This window comes from Citrobacter sp. Cpo091, from assembly GCF_030332645.1.
GTDB lineage: Bacteria > Pseudomonadota > Gammaproteobacteria > Enterobacterales > Enterobacteriaceae > Citrobacter > Citrobacter portucalensis.
In genome coordinates this window covers 1,090,444-1,107,904 of sequence record NZ_JAOWHL010000028.1, presented here as the reverse complement: position 1 = coordinate 1,107,904, position 17,461 = coordinate 1,090,444, and the positions used below count along the sequence as shown (strand labels likewise).

The window sequence follows — 17,461 nt, the reverse complement described above, 5'->3', positions numbered from 1 at the left end:
GGTCAATTTGTTGTTATTTCAGTCGATTAACAACATTTTGGCTGTTTTTCAGGCAAGCGAACACATTGGTGCTTTACAGGTCCGTTCGGGATGTTTATAGTGCGCCTCATTGGAAGCGTGGCCGAGCGGTTGAAGGCACCGGTCTTGAAAACCGGCGACCCGAAAGGGTTCTAGAGTTCGAATCTCTACGCTTCCGCCAAACATGAAAAGGGGTTACCGAAAGGTAACCCCTTTTTGCTTTATACTTTTGGCGCAAGTCAGCTGATATAAGTAGATTATGATGATAAAAGTTGGCACCTTGCTGGCGCTAAGCATTCTGTCATTGTCGGCGTACGCAGCAACGACTGGGCTAAACAGTCCAGCGCCGGGCGTATTGTGCGATAAAACCATCTGTGCCGATGAACACGGTTTGTCGGTGGCGTTGACCACGAAATATCTTGGCAAGCAGCAGGCCGAAAAACTGGCAGCTGCCGGACAGTTCGATACCTCGGCTTTTACATTCCGCGGTGGCCTGTTTTGTGACACCAACGAACGTTTGTGTCGGGATGACCGCTATTTCGGCACCGACGGTAAGCGCAGCGGTAAAATAAACACCCATTACACCGCGTTACTGTTCGGAAAGGTCGACAAGCCCTGACAATCTCTGACGTGTCCCCAGCCTGTATTGCGGGGGCACTACAACACTAACTCTCAAAAATGAGAGGCCGATCCTCTGAGCAGGACTTTTGTCCTCAATCACCTCACAAACGTCTGGTTACAATCCCTGCATATCTTCAATACCCATAATTCAGGAATTGTTATGACTGCACATATTAATGCCAGGCCAGGTGATTTCGCGCCAACCGTTATTATGCCGGGCGATCCGCTCCGCGCTAAATTTATTGCCGAAAATTATCTAATGGATTACCGCGAAGTCACCAATGTACGTAATATGCTGGGTTATACCGGTTTATATTTTGGGCAACCTGTATCGGTGATGGGACATGGAATGGGCATTCCTTCAATGACGCTTTATGCCCATGAACTGGTACATGATTTTGGTGTGCAAAGAATTATTCGCGTCGGCAGTTTAGGGGCAACACAACATCATGTCAAAATGCGCGATATTATCCTGGCCGTCGCCGCCGGAACGGATTCAGTCACAAATTTAAAACGTAGCGCAGGCTATGCGATGGCAACATCCGCCTATTTCCCATTATTACAGCAGGCGTGGACGTTGGCACAGAAGGCCGGTATCGATATTAAAGTCGGCAATGTTTTCAGCGGCGATCTTTATTACGATCCTGACGAAAATTTAATACCGGCATTGGAAAAATTCGGTGTGCTGGGTGTAGATATGGAAGTAGCAGGCTTATACGCTTTAGCGCATCAGTTTAATATTGAAGCGCTGGCTATTTTAACTGTCTCCGATCATTGTCTGACCGGTGAAGAAACAACCGCAGAAGAACGGCAATTGACCTTTAACAACATGATTGAGCTGGCGCTAAATACGGCTGTTACCGCTTAGTTCCGGCTTTTAATTGAACCAATCAGAGATGGCATTATATGAAGAATAAAATAGCACTTACGCTGATTAGTTTTCTGGCAAATTTTATTATGGCAGGGTTTGCCAGTCAGTTTGGCATGCTGATTGAACCGATTGCACTACGCTACGGTGCCGATGTGAATACCGTTGCTTCGATATTTTCGTTGCTCAATGGTGGAGCATTAGCCGGCACCATCGCCGCCTTTTTCCTGATTGAGAAAATCGGTGTGAAGCGTATGACGCTCATTATCTATTCGATAGTGTTCCTTTGCGCTCTGGCAATGCATTTAAGCCCATGCTTATGGCCGGTGATGGTCGCCATGACCCTGGTGGGTTTTTGCGGCGGGATCGGTTTGTGCGTGGCGGGAACGATCGTGGTTTCGGTTTGGCAGGATCGCATTCAAAGTACAATGCTGGTGGTGCAGGACGCCACCTTTAACGTCGCGGGCGTGGTTTTTCCGCTGATCACAACCTTCGCCCTGACGCACAATATGTCGTGGAGTTACAGCTATCTGAGCGTAGGTATGGTGGCCTTACTTACGCTGGGTGTTGTAGCGCTCACCCGCTTTACTGCCTGCGAGGCGGCTCCCACGGCAGATCGGACAGACAAGGTAAAATCAGAGTGGAATCCAGGGATCATCAGCGGAGGCATTGGCCTGTTCTTAGGTATGCTGGCGCTGTACACCTTCCTGACCTGGGCACCATTATTTGTGAAGAACAAATTTGGCATTCCCTTTGAAGAAGCAGGAAATATTATTACGCAATACTGGGGCGCTGCACTGGTCGGGGCATTAGTATCAACCGTCATTGTTTCTCGGGTGAAGATACATTATTTCCTGCTAAGTATTATTTTGCTGGCTAGCATTATTACCACAATTATCGTCACGAAGGATAATATCTCCGGGCTTGATTATCTGGCCTACAGTTACGGGTTTGTCTGTGCTGCACTGTATAACTCATTTATTGCCTACGGTGTTTCTTTCGTGAAGCGCGCGAGCAGTCAGAACGTTTCTTATATTTTAATTAGCGGCAGTGCCGGGGCCATGTTTAGTCCGGCGATTAGCGCGCTCATGGAAAAAACAATGGGATTGCAGAAAATTATGTACGCAATACCGGTGTTGTATTTAATTATCTTTGTCATGTTGATGGTGACATTAAAACTCAAGCGTAATTAAAAGCACTAATAACACTTACCACTTTAATTAAATAGCCAGTCGCCACACTATTTATATGGTGGGGCGATACTCAACCTTACTCAAAGGAATTGAAAAATGCTGAAGAACAATAAGTTAATGATAAAAAAAACAATCCTGGGTGCAGTAGTGACAATGAGCTGTATGCAAGCATTCGCAGCTGACTATACTGATGGCAACATCCGTAAAAATGATTTTAACTGGATGCAGATGAACTTAATGCAAAGTGTGGACGCGAAAGTGCCATATGGTATTCGCAATGACACCTATCTGGAGCTGGAGTTTGGTGCACGCTCTGGCATTATCGATCTGTACGGTTATGTGGATTTCTTTGATATTTTGGATCGCGAGCAGGACGATCGTCATGGTGGTGATAACTTCTTTGCCAAGATATCTCCGCGTTTTTCCATGGACGCCATTTTTAATAAAGATTTATCCGTTGGGCCGTTTAACGAATTCTATATTGCAACGGTAAATAACATTGGCGACCGGGAATTATTTGAACATTACGTTGGCCTGGGTACAGATGTGAAGGTCCCGTGGTTTGGTCTGGTGGGAATGAACATCTATGCGCACTATGTTCGTGAAAACTACGGTGCGGATAACGAAGGAAAGTGGGATGGCTATATGTTCTCGACTAACTGGTCGACGCCATTCTATACCTTTGCCAACGGCAGTTATCTGAACTATCAGGGGTACTTTGACTACCAGTTCGCCGCGAATAAGATTGCTAATCAACCGTTATACAGCAATAACGCGATTGAATGGTATAACGGTATCTACTGGCATTCAGAGCATTATGCAGTCGGTTATGGCCTGAAGTATTTCCGTAACATGGCATTGATGGAAAACCACGGCGGAGCAGGGCGTACCACCGGGCTCGGTCACTATTTCAGCCTCACCTATAAGTTCTGATTGCGCCGAAATGATACACCAATGTTCTGTTAACGAGCGTTGGTGTGTCAGTCAATGATGTCATTGCCGAGAAATTTACGCAGCCCATCCAGATCCTTAATTTCCAGTCCTTGCTTCGTTCGCGTTACCAGCCCGGCATCCGTCAGCGCTTTAACCGCCCGCCGATAGACCCGGTCGGTAGTACCGAATCGCTCAGCTTCCTGGTGTTTTTTATGGAAACCATCCATCGGCTGCTTGTTCTGATGCTGGCGATACAGGTCATACGCCACGTTATGTACGATAGGGTAGAGCATCCGGTGCAGGAAGATTTCCAGCATATCCTGATAATCAATCGCCATTGCACTGGCAAAAAATATCGCCAGTCTGGGGTGCTGATTTAGCGCTTCTTCCAGACGGTCACAGCTGCACACCGCTACGGTCAGTGGTTCTTCCGCGACGATATCAAGCTGGCAGCGATACCCGGTAAAAAACTCCATTTCACCAAACAGCTGCTCGTCGCATTCCATGGCGCCCAACTGGAATCGGCGACCATTCTCCGCGCTGTAACGCAGCGAAATTCTTCCGGATTGCACCATGATCAGTCGATCGACAACCTGTCCCTGGCGGTATAGATACTCATCTTCTTGGATAATCTGCGTTTCAGAGAGCAGTTCCTGAAATATCTTCTCAATCAAGGCATCATCCTGCTGCCAGATGTTGTGAAAACGACCTTTCGTGAGGGGTTTAAGCTGCATGACTCAACGTCTTATTGTTTAAGATAATTCTTATCTCAGACTGTATGCCATCTGCTGGGCAATGTCATTAAGAGCGCGGGGCGGATAATAAAAGGACCAGCACCATGCCGGTCCTGACACACTAAGGATGGCTGATAAAGCGAGACAGGCGCTGGCGCAGCAGGCGGTTTTCCTGGCGTAACTGAGCGTTCTCCTCCAGCAACGTCAGCGCAACGGCAATCCCTGGCCAGTCAAGTTCCAGCTCCTGACGCAGGCGCACCGCGCGACGCATTACTGTCAGCGCATGATCGTCAAACGTCTCGTCTTCATGGGGTTCTATCACCCCTAAGCCGACAATCTCATGCAGTTCTTCTTCTGACACACCGGTGTACAGACAAAATTCGGTAATGGTAAAAGTGACGGTAACGTTAGCCATTATGCTTTCCCCCACTCTTTGCGCGGATCAAAGGTCTTTTGTGCATCCGCCAATTGTTGCCACAGGGCGGCACTGGCGTCGTCTGGTTTCGGTGGCATGACGATCTTGATCACCGCATACAAATCGCCGGTATGTTTTTTACTTACCAGACCCTTGCCCTTAATGCGGAGTCGCTGGCCGGCCTGACTGCCTGCAGGAATGGTCAGCAGGATGTTCTCTTTCAACGTCGGAACGGTTACTTTCGCACCCAGCGCAGCTTCCCACGGCGCGAGGGGAACGACAACTTCCAGATCCTGATTAACAATATCGAACAGCGGATGCGGCGCAATATGAATCACCAGCCACAAATCACCGTTCGGTCCACCGTTTTCGCCGGGGGTACCCTGGCCTTTCAGACGGATACGCTGACCGTTACCGACGCCAGCCGGAATTTTCACATTCAGCGTTTTAGGAATTTCTCGTTCTACCATGCCAAACGCATTATAGACTGGCAGGTTGTAACTGATAGTGCGGCTATGCTCAGTAAGCGTTTCTTCGAGGAATACGGCAACTTCAATTTCAATGTCGTGCCCGCGGCTGGCAGGGCGCTGGCGCGACTGGTGCGCACGCTGGCCAAAAATGGAGGAGAAGATATCGTCGAAATCTTCGGCGCTGTAGCTTTGATTCTCTCCTTGCTGGAATTGACGGCTGAACTGTGGGTCGTTGCGGTGCTGCCACAGCTGGTCGTACTCGGCGCGTCGCTGCTCATCACTCAAAACTTCCCAGGCTTCTGCAACCTCTTTAAACCGGGCCTCTGCGTCAGTCTCTTTGCTGACATCAGGATGATATTTACGGGCGAGTCGACGATAGGCGGTCTTGATTGTCTTGAGATCGTCTGTCGGTTTCACGCCCATAATGGCGTAATAATCCTTTAATTCCATAGCGTTCTCTCGTGTAAATCAACACTTGCAGAAGGTGAACCCTGACAACAGGTATCACCGCTAAGTTTAGGGTAATCCTGATAACGGCGAATGCCAACCGGGAAGGGAGGATATTGCGATAAACGATGCAGGCATTGCACCACCAACAGCGCAGTTGAGGTTACGGCATCTGTTGTGTGGTGCGAAAAATGAGATTAGCTAAACATCAGGATTTGCTTATCAGGAAGCGGACCGTATCAGCATAGTTTTGCACGAATGCATTAAGATCATCTGACTTCAGTCCTTTTGGATTGATCATATATTTTCCGTTGATAAAAATGGCGGGCACACCGGTTAAATCAACTGCCTTCGCCATTTCTTGCTGCTTAGCGGTCAGTGATTTCACGGCAAAGCTATTCCATGCCGCATCATAATCACTGGCGCTGACGCCCGCGCTGATAAATACGTTACGAATATCGTCCGCTGTTTTAACGGTTTGTTTTTTCTGAACGGCATCAAAAAGCAACGGCTTAACTTTATCTTGTACGTTCAACAGCATGGCGACGGACCAGGCGTGGGTCATGTCTTGCCCCAGCGGACCTAAAAAGTCGACGTGGTATTCGGTGAGTTTGACATCTGCAGGCAATACTTTTTTCACGTTATCAGTGATTTCAAAAACTTCATCGTACTGATAACAGGAAGGGCAATAGAATGAGAAAAACTTCAGTGCGGCTGGAGCGGAAGCGACAGGTTTTTCCAGTGAGATATACTCTTTGCCGTCGGTAAATGATGCTGCCTGAGCGCTAACTGTAAAAAGTAACCCAATCAGGGGTAATAAATATTTTTTCATTTCCATATACTCTAAATAACATTTAATAAACAAATTATCTGCTAATGAATACGTTATTCATTGCGTCTGAATATAATAAGGAAATTCTCTGGAAATGCGCTGACCCTTACTTTCATTTACGCATCAGTACGTGGTGGGCATTATCTGTGTGCTGTCATGGAAATATCTTTTGGCATTCTTCGTAAATAGTGAATGATAACTTGCGTGATATTTTCAGGGATGTTTTTAGCAATGTTATAGCGTAATAAATAAAGGCGGAAATATGATTAATTATCATTTCGTTTTTAAAGCGTGAATTACAGGTTGTTGCGTTAAGTTCTGCAAATAACTCCGTAGATTTTCTTTTTCTTGTCGCGCGTGAATGAATAGGGTAAGTGTCAGAGATGAGCAACCCAAATGGATATCGCTATGATTGACCACCTGGATCACCTGGTACTAACCACCAATCATGAAGAGGCTTGCGTTCGTTTCTATGTCGAGCTCTTAGGCATGAGGCTGGAAACCTTCGCGCAAGGTCGGAAAGCCTTCGTCTTTGGCAATCAGAAAATCAATCTCCACATTCGGGGAAAAGAGTTTGAACCCAAAGCCTACGCGCCAACGCCGGGGGCGCTGGATTTATGTTTTATCACCACGCGTACGCTGGAAGAGGTGATGGAGACGTTTCAAACCCACGGAGTCGAGATTATTGAAGGGCCCGTTGCACGTACCGGTGCGACAGGACCTATTCGCTCGGTGTATGTCAGGGATCCCGATCTTAATCTGATTGAAATCGCGGTATATCCAGCAGATAGCAGGACATAACTTTACAGCGGAAAGGTTGCCAAAACCTGGCGAGTGGTTAAGATAACTCGCATCAATGAGTGAGGGTATAATGGCGAAACGTCAACGGATGGGATGGTGGTTCCTCTGTCTGGCATGTGTTGTGGTGATGGTTTGCACCGCACAACGCATGGCGGGCCTGCACGCGTTGCAGATGGATACCGCCGTTACAAGCGTTGTCGCCAGCGCACAAGTGCAGACCGATGAGGCCTCACCCGTTACCCCTTGTGAACTGAGTGCGAAATCATTACTGGCTGCGCCACCCGTATTGTTTGAAGGTGCTATTCTGGTGCTGTGCCTGCTGCTGTCATTGCTGGCGCCAGTACGGGCGTTTCGTCTACCTTTTTTCCCACCGCGAGCCATCTCGCCGCCCACTCTCCGGGTGCATCTCCGATTTTGCGTCTTCCGTGAATGACAGAACAGCCGTTGCTGACTGTTAGATAATTATTCACGGAGAAAAACTATGATGACTGTTTTCAGACAGGCGCTGCTCTGTCTGTTATTGCTATGGCTGCCCGTATCCTGGGCGGCTGAACCCGGCTGGCTGCGTTCACCCGATAACGATCACGCCAGCGTGCGGTTACGCGCTGATACGTCCGCAGGTGGAGAAACCCGTCTGTTGCTGGATGTCAAACTGGAGGACGGCTGGAAAACCTACTGGCGTTCTCCGGGCGAGGGAGGCGTTGCACCTGCTATCGTCTGGAAAGGGGAAATGCCCGCGGTCGACTGGTCCTGGCCAACCCCTGCTCGTTTTGAGGTCGCCAATATCACTACCCAGGGGTATCACGATAAGGTGACGTTCCCGATGGTGGTGCGCGGTAGAGCGCCCGCCACGCTTAACGGCGTTTTGACGCTATCCACCTGTAGCAACGTTTGCCTGTTGACGGATTTTCCTTTTTCCGTGACGCCCACAGCCCAGGACCCGACTTTTGCACATGACTATGCTCAGGCGATGGGACAGATCCCACTTGCCAGCGGCCTGACCGATGCTCTGAGCGCTGGAGCACGGGCGGGAGAGTTAGTCGTCGAGGCTCGCCGTGCGGGAGGCTGGACTGAACCAGGGCTGTATCTGGATGCTGTTGATGATGCGGATTTTGGCATGCCGCAAATTCATGTTGCGGGGGAGACGTTACGCGCTACGGTACCTGTACATGACGGTTGGGGAGAAGGCGCGCCGGATCTGCGTGGTAAGTCAGTCACGCTGGTGCTGGCAGACAACGGTGTTGCCCAGGAGAGTCGTCTTGCGATTGGCGAAGCCCCGGTTATTGAGAACGCCTCACTCCCACTGTGGCAAGTGGTGCTCATGGCGCTGCTGGGCGGTTTGATCCTCAATCTGATGCCTTGTGTGTTACCGGTTCTGGGCATGAAGCTGGGCTCTATTTTGCTGGTCGAGGAAAAAAGTCGTCGCCAGATCCGTCGTCAGTTCCTCGCATCGGTAGCCGGAATACTGGTCTCGTTTATGGCACTGGCGCTATTGATGACGGTGCTGCGTTTAACCAATCAGGCCCTTGGCTGGGGGATCCAGTTTCAGAATCCGTGGTTCATTGGCGTCATGGTGCTAGTGATGCTGACGTTCAGCGCCAGCCTGTTCGGGTGGTTTGAATTCCGACTCCCTTCTGCGATGACCACTACGCTGGCGACTCACGGCGGCAACGGACTGTCGGGACATTTCTGGCAAGGTGCATTTGCGACACTGCTTGCCACGCCGTGCAGTGCCCCGTTTCTGGGAACGGCGGTGGCGGTAGCATTGACTGCTTCGCTGCCGACGTTGTGGGGATTGTTTATCGCACTTGGGCTGGGGATGAGCTTACCGTGGCTGCTGGTGGCCCTGCGTCCCGGTCTGGCGCTGCGTTTGCCGCGGCCAGGGCGGTGGATGAATATTTTGCGGCGTCTGCTTGGCGTGATGATGCTGGGTTCGGCTATCTGGCTTGCGACGTTGTTGCTCCCACACTTAGGGGTTAGCGGACAAAGTAGCGCTAAAGAAAGCGTGAACTGGCAACCGCTAAGCGAGCAGGCGATTGAGGATGCGCTGGCGCAACATAAGCGCGTATTCATTGACGTCACAGCCGACTGGTGCATCACCTGTAAGGTAAACAAATACAACGTGTTGCATAAAGAAGACGTACAGGCCGCATTGCAACAGCCGGATGTGGTGGCGCTGCGCGGCGACTGGACACTCCCTTCTGAAGCTATTACAGAATTTCTAAAAAAACGCGGCCAGGTTGCTGTGCCGTATAACCAAATTTATGGCCCCGGTCTGCCGGATGGCCAGGCGTTACCCACGTTGTTAACCCGCGATGCGGTACTGCAAACGTTGAATGATGCCAAAGGAGTAACCCCATGAAAATGATGATTGTTCTGCTGTTGACCCTGTTTTCTGCCGTCAGTATCGCGAAAGAGCCTGCGCCGTTTACCCCGGAACAGGAAAAGCAAATTGAAGCATTAATTCAGGAAGCCTTGTTTAACGATCCTAACAGCCCGCGGATTGGCGCGAAGCAGGCGAAACTGACCCTGATAAACTTCACCGATTACAACTGCCCATACTGCAAGCAGTTGGATCCAATGCTGGAAAAAATTGTGCAGAAATATCCTGACGTGGCGGTAGTAATTAAACCGCTGCCGTTTAAAGGTGAAAGTTCGGAACTGGCGGCGCGGACCGTGCTGACGACATGGCATGAGCATCCGCAACAGTCCCTGGCATTACATGAAAAATTGATGCAGAAGAAGGGCTATCATACCGACGTCAGTATCAAACAGGCGCAGGAAAAAGCGGGGGCCAGTCCGGTGACGCTGGACGCCCAAAGTGCTGAAACGCTGAGCACTAACCTGCAACTGGCGCGACTGGTGGGGGTGCAGGGAACCCCGGCAACGATTATTGGTGATGAACTTATTCCCGGCGCGGTGCCGTGGGAAACCCTTGAGGAAGTAGTAAAAGAAAAACTGGCGGCGGCCAATGCTCAGTAAACTGCGCCGCTGGTTGCGCGAAGGGCTGATCTTACTGGCACTGTTGGCGGGGGCAATGTTGCTGATGGATGTCTGGCGCGCGCCGCAGCTCCCTGCCTCCTTTGACAGCACGCCTTTACAAACACTGGATGGTGAAACCGTCACGCTGGCGGCGCTCAGCAAAGACGAGCCGGTGTTGCTTTATTTCTGGGCGAGCTGGTGCGGCGTATGCCGCTTCACGACGCCGGAAGTCGCCAGGCTGCGTTCGGAAGGGGAAAATGTGATGACCATTGCGTTACGTTCCGGAAATGAAGCTGAGGTATCTCGCTGGCTGTCGCGTAAAGGCGTGGACTTTCCGGTCATCAATGATGCGAACGGGGCCATTTCCCGCAGTTGGGCAATCAGCGTCACGCCAACGCTGGTGGTGATGTCACAAGGTCGGGTAGTATCAACCACCAGCGGCTGGACCAGCTACTGGGGCATGAAACTTCGGTTGTGGTGGGCGAAAACGTTCTGATAAATGTGCCGGGGAAACCCGGCATTTTTTATGGCGTCGCCCTCCCCAGGAAGGCATATTTCGTTGCCTGACGAAGCAAACACGGTGATTAACGTCCAGAATCAGTCATCTTCTCTTTTCCAGGAAAGTGCAACATGACGAGTTCTTTAGCGTTTGGACCCGCTCTGGTGGTGATGATTGCCGTCACATTTGTCCTCGCCGGGATGGTGAAAGGCGTTACGGGTATGGGGTTACCCACCGTGGCAATGGGGATCCTCGGATCGCTTATTTCGCCGGTTGCCGCGGCGGCCATGCTGTTATTGCCTTCGCTGATAAGCAATTTGTTCCAGTTTGGCGGTGGTGGAAATACACGCCAATTACTCAAACGACTGTGGCCAATGCTGCTGACAGTAGTGGTGGCGACACTGCTTGCCAGCGCCTGGATTACCGGTGGTGACACCACCCGAACCCAGTTTGCACTCGGCGTAGCACTGGTGGCCTACGCTATCTGGACGCTGGCGGGAAAGAAAATCGCGGTGGCCCCGCAGCGTGAAAAACCGTACTCCCTCGTTATTGGATTTGTGACCGGCTTATTGACCGGCGGAACCGGGGTGTTTGTGATGCCCGCCGTGCCCTGGATCCAGTCCCTCGGCTTTGAGAAAGATGAACTGGTGCAGGCGCTCGGGATCTCTTTTACCTTTTCGACCCTGGCATTGGCGCTGGGTCTGTGGTGGCACAACGCGCTGCCCATACAATCGCTAAGTTTGTCGGCTTTGGCCATTGTTCCTGCGCTGATTGGCCAATGGATAGGTACCCGTGTGCGAAGGGTTATTTCTCCGCTCGTGTTTAAACGCTGTTTTCTGTTTTGTCTGGTAGGGTTGGGTACAGAGATGATGCTGCGTGCTGTGTGACCGGTGCGGTGACTTTGCGCGACTTTCATGGCATCGTTAATTCAGATATTCAGGGCCAATGAGGTCGTTATGGCATCCGTGATGTTACATGAAGAAGAGGGCGATCTGGAGTCAAAAATGGCACTCACTGCGGCAGTGATGGCCGATAAATCGCGCTCGCGTATGTTGTGCGCCCTAATGGATGGCTGCGCCTGGACTGCAACTGAGCTCAGCGCGGTGGCGGATATATCCGCGTCGACCGCCAGCGCGCATCTGGCGCGTCTGTGCGAACAACGTTTTGTTGTCGCGTTGGCGCAGGGCAGACATCGTTATTTTCGCCTTGCAGGTTCCGATATCGCTGAACTGCTGGAACGCCTGATGGGCGTTGCGTGGGCGACATCAACGCCCCGCAGAATCACTACACCGCCAGATTTGCGGCATGCCCGCACCTGCTACGACCATCTCGCCGGAGAGGTTGCGGTGAGGTTGTTCGATACGCTGGTTTCCCGTCAGTGGTTAACGCCGGATGGTGAAACGCTGACTCCACTTGGCCTGGAAAAGCTGGCACAGATGGGGATTGTCCTGGCGGCGGGCTCATCCCGGCGGAAGTTAACCTGCGGTTGTCTGGACTGGAGCGAACGACGTTATCATCCTGGTGGTGTGCTTGGCGCAACGCTGCTGCGCTGGTTCAGTGAACAGCGATGGATAAAAACCGAACAGGGCAGCCGCCATGTCATCTTCACACCTCTTGGCATTCGTAAACTCGAAACCGAGTTTGGTGTTAAAACGACACGCTAGATGGTCTGTTTTGCGAAAGCGTTCCCGGAAATATGTCATATTTCTGTCACACTCTGTTGTGATTGATAACAACAAGAGGTCGTAGGGATGAATAAATCGTTAATCGCCACAGCCGTGGCAGGGGCTGTCTTATTGTCAACCGCCGCGCAGGCGCAGACCGCGCCGGAAGGCTATCAGCTTCAGCAAGTATTGATGATGAGTCGGCATAACTTACGCGCACCTTTAGCCAATAATGGCAGCGTTCTTGAGCAGTCCACCCCCAAACAATGGCCAGAATGGGATGTCCCCGGTGGGCAACTCACTACTAAAGGCGGTGTGCTGGAAATCTATATGGGCCACTACATGCGAGAGTGGCTGGCAGAGCAGGGGATGGTGACATCGGGCGAATGCCCGGCACAGAACACGGTCTATACCTATGCTAACAGTCTGCAGCGTACGGTCGCCACGGCGCAGTTCTTTGTCACCGGTGCTTTCCCTGGTTGCGATGTTCCGGTCCATCATCAGGAAAAAATGGGCACCATGGATCCCACCTTTAACCCGGTGATCACCGATGATTCCACCGCCTTCAGCCAGCAGGCCGTTCAGGCCATGGAGAAAGAGCGCAGCAAAATGCAGCTCAACGATAGCTATCAGTTGCTTGAGCAAATGACCGACTACAAAGACTCTCCGTCCTGCAAAGAAAAACAGCAGTGTTCCCTGACCGATGCCAAAGATACGTTTAGCGCGAAGTACCAGCAGGAGCCTGGGGTTTCGGGGCCGCTGAAGGTGGGGAATTCGCTGGTTGATGCCTTCACGCTGCAATATTACGAAGGCTTCCCGATGGACAAGGTTGCCTGGGGCGAGATTAAATCGGATCAGCAGTGGAAGGTTCTGTCGAAGCTGAAAAACGGCTATCAGGATAGCCTGTTCACCTCCCCGGAAGTGGCGCAGAACGTCGCCAAACCGCTGGTGAAATATATTGATAATGCGCTGGTTACTGAACGCGCGAAAGCACCGAAAATAACCGTGCTGGTGGGGCATGATTCAAATATCGCTTCGCTGCTCACCGCGCTGGATTTTAAACCGTACCAGCTTCACGATCAGAACGAGCGTACGCCGATTGGCGGGAAGATTGTCTTCCAGCGCTGGCATGACAGCAATGCAAATCGTGATCTGATGAAAATCGAGTATGTGTATCAGAGCTCGCAGCAGTTGCGTAATGCAGACGTTCTGACGCTGAAATCCCCGGCGCAGCGCGTAACGCTGGAGCTGAAAGGATGTCCGATAGATGCGGATGGTTTTTGCCCGATAGATAAGTTCGATAGCGTGCTGAATGAGGCGGCTAAGTAAAAGAAAACTCCCCCGTGTTCGCGGGGGAGTCAGCGCGCTAGACGTTTTTGCGTTCGATAGTCTGTTCACCCCAAAAGAGCGAGTCTTTGTCTGTTTTTTCAAAGGCTTTGATGAGTACCTCATCGCTACCTTCTTCCCAAATTTTTTCCGCCAGTTTCTCGTCATAATGTGCGACTTCAAAAATGGCTTCGGCTATTTCCGGCGATGTATTGCGCAGACTTGCCCATTCGCCGACGCGATGGGCTTTCGCTTCTTGAGTTGGCATTCGAATCCTCCTGTTGAAGATTAGCCGTTGAGTTTTACTGCCAGACCTGCGACATATTCACCCTGATAGCGGGCGATAGATAATTCTTCCTGACTTGGCTGGCGGGAGCCGTCGCCTCCGGCAATGGTGGTTGCACCGTAAGGGGTACCTCCGCGAACTTGAGAGACATCAAACAGCTCTTGCGCCGCGTAACCGATAGGTACAATCACCATCCCATGGTGGGCAAGCGTAGTCCAGGTTGATGTAATGGTTTGTTCCTGACCGCCGCCGGTTCCCGTTGAGCTGAATACGCTGGCGAGTTTGCCGTACAGGCCGCCAGAGGCCCACAGCCCGCCAGTCTGGTCGAGGAAGGTACGCATCTGACCGGACATATTGCCAAAGCGCGTGGGAGTACCAAAAATGATGGCGTCGTAATCAGCCAGTTCTTGTGGGGTTGCGACTGGTGCGTTTTGTGTTTTGCCGCCAGCCTTAAGGAAAATCTCGGGCTGCATGGTCTCTGGTACACGCTTAATAATCACTTCCGCGCCATCTACCTTATTTGCGCCTTCTGCGACTGCGTGGGCCATAGTTTCAATGTGTCCGTACATGGAATAATAAAGCACCAGAACTTTTGCCATTTTACACTACTCCTCGAGTTAACCGTGTCCGTAGCGATTCGCTACCTACCTTTAAAGATATGACGTACTGTCAGGAGTGCAAATTTCACAATCACTTCTTTGATTTATAACAATTTTTATAACAACCTTCTTTGTAGCAAAATGATACATATTTAACCGGGTAGAATTCGGTAGTCATAAGAAAGACTTATTGATTTCTTATGGTGATTATTTATTTGTCACTCCTGATCCTGTTGCAGGATATTACAGTTAGCGTCTGCCCTGGCCACACTTCACTATGCTTATTCCCACGCAGTTATTTTCAGGGCCTCGCCCGTAACGCTGCGTGAGGTATCACTCCTCAGTACCTATGCAATATGATGTCTAATCAATGACGGAGGTCAGTAATGGCAAACCATCGGGGCGGTTCCGGCAACTTTGCGGAAGACCGCGAAAGAGCATCAGAAGCAGGTCGAAAAGGTGGCCAGCACAGCGGGGGCAACTTCAAGAATGACCCGCAACGCGCTTCAGAGGCAGGCAAAAAAGGGGGCAAAAATAGTCACGGCAACAACAAATCGTAATTGTCGGGCTATCTGTCAGATATGTCGTGACGGCTGAGAGTCAGAGACAGACGTTACGTAGCCACCGCCGCCGGGTCTTTCCGGCGGTTTTTTTTGTCTGCAAGGTTGAACTGTAACAAAACGCAACGCAGACTAATGACATTCAGTTAATCGGGTGTCTCATGTCATTACTTTCTCGTTATTCCTTCTCTGTTAAACCTCAGGAAGCGATCCTCATTGTGATCACCATGTTCTGGGGTGGCACGTTTTTGGCGGTGCAATATGCCGTTACCCTGAGCGGCCCTTTTTTCTTTGTCGGTGTGCGTTTTGCCACTGCCGCGCTGGCGGTCGCGCTTTTGTCGCTACACACACTGCATAAGCTGACGTGGCTGGAAGTTAAAGCAGGGGTTGCAATCGGTATCGCAATTGCGCTGGGCTATAGTCTGCAAACCTGGGGGTTACAGTTTATTCCCAGCAGTAAATCGGCGTTTATTACCGCGATGTACGTACCGTTGGTGCCGCTTTTACAATGGTTGTGTCTGGGACGCATGCCAGGTCTGATGCCGTGCGTCGGCATTGTGCTGGCCTTTATCGGATTGATTTTTCTTGCCGGACCGGGAGGCAATTTACTGGCTTTAGGCGAAGGCGAGTGGATCACGCTCGCCGGTGCGGTGGCGATTGCGGCAGAAATTATCCTGATTAGCGCGTGGGCGGGAAAAGTGGATGTTCGTCGGGTAACTGTAGTGCAACTGGCAACCGCTTCGATAGTGGCGTTTATGGCGATGGGACCGGCCGGAGAGACCGTACCACCAATGTCTACCGGATTGCTGGTGGTGGCGCTGGGGCTGGGGATTTTTAGCGCGATTATTCAGGTCACCATGAACTGGGCGCAGCGCAGCGTTTCGCCGACGCGCGCGACGGTTATTTATACCGGTGAACCGGTGTGGGCGGGGATCTTTGGCCGTCTGGCGGGTGAACGCTTACCGCTACTTGCATTGCTTGGTGCGGCATTCATTATTGTTGGCGTACTGGTCAGCGAGCTGAAGTTCAAAAAGAAAAAAGCGCTTGGACAAGAGGCGCCGCCGGAATCGCTTTAATTTAACCATTCACCGCGTGATTTGGTATGCTGACGCCCTCACAAGAAGGAGAGGGCGCATGGTCCAACGCGCAGAGAAAAAAACAGGTAAGCGCTCGCAGGCCGTCAGTGCAAAACGCCAGGCCATCTTAACCGCGGCATTAAATATCTTCTCCCAATATGGGATCCACGGCACGCGCCTGGAGCAGGTGGCAGAGCAGGCGGGCGTGTCAAAAACCAATCTACTTTATTACTACCCGTCAAAAGAGGTGCTTTATATTGCCGTTTTACGGCAGATCCTCGACATCTGGCTGGCTCCATTGAAAGCTTTTCGCGAAGACTTTGCGCCGCTGGTGGCCATTAAAGAATACATTCGCCTTAAGCTGGAAGTGTCGCGCGATTACCCTCAGGCCTCACGGCTGTTTTGTATGGAGATGCTGGCCGGAGCGCCTTTATTGATGGCAGAACTGGAGGGGGATCTCAAAACTCTAATTGATGAGAAATCCGCGCTGATTGCCGGTTGGATCAAAAGCGGAAAACTGGCTCCGGTCGATCCGCATCATCTGATTTTTATGATTTGGGCTTCAACTCAGCACTACGCCGATTTTGCCCCACAGGTAGAGGCGGTGACGGGCGCAACGCTGCGTGATGAAGCCTTTTTTAACCAAACGGTGGAGAGCGTACAGCGGATGATTATTGAAGGGATCCGCGTGCGTTAACTGGCCGGTGGTAACGGGCAGCTTAAATCGCCTTCTTCACACTGCAAAAGTGAGGCGAGAAACGCTTCGCGCTCGTTGGTCTTATCCGTCAGGCACTGGCTGGAAATCATCGCCTGAACGCTACCGCCTTCAGTGCCAGAACTGATTAACGCACAGTCCGCATCGCGCAAAGTTATCCAGGATACTTGCGCTTTTTTCAGTAAATCGCGCTGGGTTGGGGCGGCGCGCTTCAGCGCATTCTGATAAGTTTCATTAAGTTTGGCGTCGGCCGCCTTATACTGCTCTGCCGCACAGGTGTTCATCTCAATCTGCGTGTTCGCGTTGGCGCAGTCATCCGCCAGCGCCTGGCCGCTCAGCAGCAGCGCTGCACATGTCAGTACGATTCGTTTCATGCTTCCCTCTGGCTTAATAAAAAAAGGCCCCGTTACCGGAGCCTTAAT

22 protein-coding genes and 1 tRNA gene are annotated in these 17,461 nt (G+C 51.3%); 16 read left to right on the top strand and 7 right to left on the bottom strand.

Annotated features, from left to right (window positions below):
* Nucleotides 1-111: 111 nt before the first annotated feature.
* The 5 genes from OGY04_RS08885 to OGY04_RS08865 all read left to right on the top strand — a co-directional run bounded on the left by OGY04_RS08885 (nucleotide 112) and on the right by OGY04_RS08865 (nucleotide 3,633).
* Nucleotides 112-199: transfer RNA gene (locus OGY04_RS08885), tRNA-Ser, on the top strand.
* Between the two features lie 78 nt (nucleotides 200-277).
* Nucleotides 278-637, top strand: coding sequence for a YcgJ family protein (locus OGY04_RS08880; RefSeq protein WP_103014513.1), 360 nt, complete (start codon nucleotides 278-280; stop codon nucleotides 635-637).
* 162 nt (nucleotides 638-799) lie between these two features.
* Nucleotides 800-1,507: a purine-nucleoside phosphorylase gene (gene deoD / locus OGY04_RS08875; RefSeq protein WP_048214493.1), complete on the top strand. Its 708-nt coding sequence runs from the start codon at nucleotides 800-802 to the stop codon at nucleotides 1,505-1,507.
* Nucleotides 1,508-1,545: 38 nt separating this feature from the next.
* Entirely contained in the window at nucleotides 1,546-2,700 is a 1,155-nt protein-coding gene (tsgA, locus tag OGY04_RS08870) for an MFS transporter TsgA (RefSeq protein ID WP_286585124.1), read from the top strand.
* Nucleotides 2,701-2,796: 96 nt separating this feature from the next.
* Nucleotides 2,797-3,633, top strand: coding sequence for a nucleoside-specific channel-forming Tsx family protein (locus OGY04_RS08865; RefSeq protein ID WP_353655328.1), 837 nt, complete (start codon nucleotides 2,797-2,799; stop codon nucleotides 3,631-3,633).
* A gap of 47 nt (nucleotides 3,634-3,680) precedes the next feature.
* On the opposite strand, the gene OGY04_RS08860 is transcribed toward OGY04_RS08865, so the two are convergent.
* The 4 genes from OGY04_RS08860 to dsbA all read right to left on the bottom strand — a co-directional run bounded on the left by OGY04_RS08860 (nucleotide 3,681) and on the right by dsbA (nucleotide 6,531).
* Complete coding sequence (locus OGY04_RS08860) at nucleotides 3,681-4,367, bottom strand: Crp/Fnr family transcriptional regulator (RefSeq protein WP_286585122.1); 687 nt, start codon at nucleotides 4,365-4,367, stop codon at nucleotides 3,681-3,683.
* 121 nt (nucleotides 4,368-4,488) lie between these two features.
* Nucleotides 4,489-4,782 (bottom strand): chaperone modulator CbpM, encoded by a 294-nt coding sequence (gene cbpM, locus OGY04_RS08855; RefSeq protein ID WP_003832033.1) that lies wholly within the window; start codon nucleotides 4,780-4,782, stop codon nucleotides 4,489-4,491.
* The gene (gene cbpA / locus OGY04_RS08850; protein WP_071444952.1) at nucleotides 4,782-5,702 is read right to left on the bottom strand and encodes a curved DNA-binding protein; all 921 of its coding nucleotides are present in this window, start codon (nucleotides 5,700-5,702) and stop codon (nucleotides 4,782-4,784) included. Before cbpA ends, cbpM begins: the two co-directional genes overlap by 1 nt.
* Nucleotides 5,703-5,907: 205 nt before the next feature.
* Entirely contained in the window at nucleotides 5,908-6,531 is a 624-nt protein-coding gene (gene dsbA / locus OGY04_RS08845) for a thiol:disulfide interchange protein DsbA (RefSeq protein WP_008784313.1), read from the bottom strand.
* Nucleotides 6,532-6,927: 396 nt separating this feature from the next.
* Here dsbA and OGY04_RS08840 point away from each other — a divergent pair, with 396 nt between their 5' ends.
* From OGY04_RS08840 to agp, 8 genes are all read left to right on the top strand, one after another.
* The gene (locus tag OGY04_RS08840; RefSeq protein ID WP_003832040.1) at nucleotides 6,928-7,332 is read left to right on the top strand and encodes a VOC family protein; all 405 of its coding nucleotides are present in this window, start codon (nucleotides 6,928-6,930) and stop codon (nucleotides 7,330-7,332) included.
* Nucleotides 7,333-7,402: 70 nt separating this feature from the next.
* The gene (locus OGY04_RS08835) at nucleotides 7,403-7,765 is read left to right on the top strand and encodes a hypothetical protein (RefSeq protein ID WP_008784315.1); all 363 of its coding nucleotides are present in this window, start codon (nucleotides 7,403-7,405) and stop codon (nucleotides 7,763-7,765) included.
* Between the two features lie 48 nt (nucleotides 7,766-7,813).
* The gene (locus OGY04_RS08830) at nucleotides 7,814-9,694 is read left to right on the top strand and encodes a cytochrome c biogenesis protein CcdA (RefSeq protein WP_286585120.1); all 1,881 of its coding nucleotides are present in this window, start codon (nucleotides 7,814-7,816) and stop codon (nucleotides 9,692-9,694) included.
* Nucleotides 9,691-10,314 (top strand): DsbA family protein, encoded by a 624-nt coding sequence (locus OGY04_RS08825; protein WP_008784317.1) that lies wholly within the window; start codon nucleotides 9,691-9,693, stop codon nucleotides 10,312-10,314. Before OGY04_RS08830 ends, OGY04_RS08825 begins: the two co-directional genes overlap by 4 nt.
* A complete protein-coding gene (locus OGY04_RS08820; protein WP_048235675.1) occupies nucleotides 10,304-10,810 on the top strand; it encodes a protein disulfide oxidoreductase in 507 nt (168 codons plus the stop codon). The genes OGY04_RS08825 and OGY04_RS08820 overlap by 11 nt, the downstream gene beginning before the upstream one ends.
* Nucleotides 10,811-10,944: 134 nt before the next feature.
* Complete coding sequence (locus tag OGY04_RS08815) at nucleotides 10,945-11,700, top strand: sulfite exporter TauE/SafE family protein (RefSeq protein WP_286585118.1); 756 nt, start codon at nucleotides 10,945-10,947, stop codon at nucleotides 11,698-11,700.
* A gap of 69 nt (nucleotides 11,701-11,769) precedes the next feature.
* Nucleotides 11,770-12,477: an ArsR/SmtB family transcription factor gene (locus tag OGY04_RS08810; protein WP_125363224.1), complete on the top strand. Its 708-nt coding sequence runs from the start codon at nucleotides 11,770-11,772 to the stop codon at nucleotides 12,475-12,477.
* A gap of 87 nt (nucleotides 12,478-12,564) precedes the next feature.
* Nucleotides 12,565-13,806: a bifunctional glucose-1-phosphatase/inositol phosphatase gene (gene agp, locus OGY04_RS08805; protein ID WP_286585116.1), complete on the top strand. Its 1,242-nt coding sequence runs from the start codon at nucleotides 12,565-12,567 to the stop codon at nucleotides 13,804-13,806.
* Between the two features lie 37 nt (nucleotides 13,807-13,843).
* Here the strand turns inward: agp and OGY04_RS08800 are convergent, their stop codons facing one another.
* Both OGY04_RS08800 and wrbA read right to left on the bottom strand, forming a co-directional pair.
* Complete coding sequence (locus OGY04_RS08800) at nucleotides 13,844-14,071, bottom strand: YccJ family protein (RefSeq protein ID WP_003036015.1); 228 nt, start codon at nucleotides 14,069-14,071, stop codon at nucleotides 13,844-13,846.
* 20 nt (nucleotides 14,072-14,091) lie between these two features.
* Nucleotides 14,092-14,688, bottom strand: coding sequence for an NAD(P)H:quinone oxidoreductase (gene wrbA / locus OGY04_RS08795; RefSeq protein WP_003832057.1), 597 nt, complete (start codon nucleotides 14,686-14,688; stop codon nucleotides 14,092-14,094).
* A 386-nt stretch (nucleotides 14,689-15,074) separates the two neighbouring features.
* Here wrbA and OGY04_RS08790 point away from each other — a divergent pair, with 386 nt between their 5' ends.
* The 3 genes from OGY04_RS08790 to rutR all read left to right on the top strand — a co-directional run bounded on the left by OGY04_RS08790 (nucleotide 15,075) and on the right by rutR (nucleotide 17,021).
* Nucleotides 15,075-15,248 (top strand): con-10 family general stress protein, encoded by a 174-nt coding sequence (locus OGY04_RS08790; protein WP_003036022.1) that lies wholly within the window; start codon nucleotides 15,075-15,077, stop codon nucleotides 15,246-15,248.
* Between the two features lie 161 nt (nucleotides 15,249-15,409).
* Nucleotides 15,410-16,324, top strand: a complete 915-nt coding sequence (locus tag OGY04_RS08785; RefSeq protein WP_003832060.1) for a DMT family transporter — start codon at nucleotides 15,410-15,412, stop codon at nucleotides 16,322-16,324.
* 58 nt (nucleotides 16,325-16,382) lie between these two features.
* Nucleotides 16,383-17,021 (top strand): HTH-type transcriptional regulator RutR, encoded by a 639-nt coding sequence (gene rutR / locus OGY04_RS08780; RefSeq protein ID WP_003036026.1) that lies wholly within the window; start codon nucleotides 16,383-16,385, stop codon nucleotides 17,019-17,021.
* Here rutR and OGY04_RS08775 read toward each other — a convergent pair.
* The gene (locus OGY04_RS08775; protein ID WP_008784323.1) at nucleotides 17,018-17,413 is read right to left on the bottom strand and encodes a lysozyme inhibitor LprI family protein; all 396 of its coding nucleotides are present in this window, start codon (nucleotides 17,411-17,413) and stop codon (nucleotides 17,018-17,020) included. The genes rutR and OGY04_RS08775 overlap by 4 nt on opposite strands.
* Between the last annotated feature and the right edge of the window lie 48 nt (nucleotides 17,414-17,461).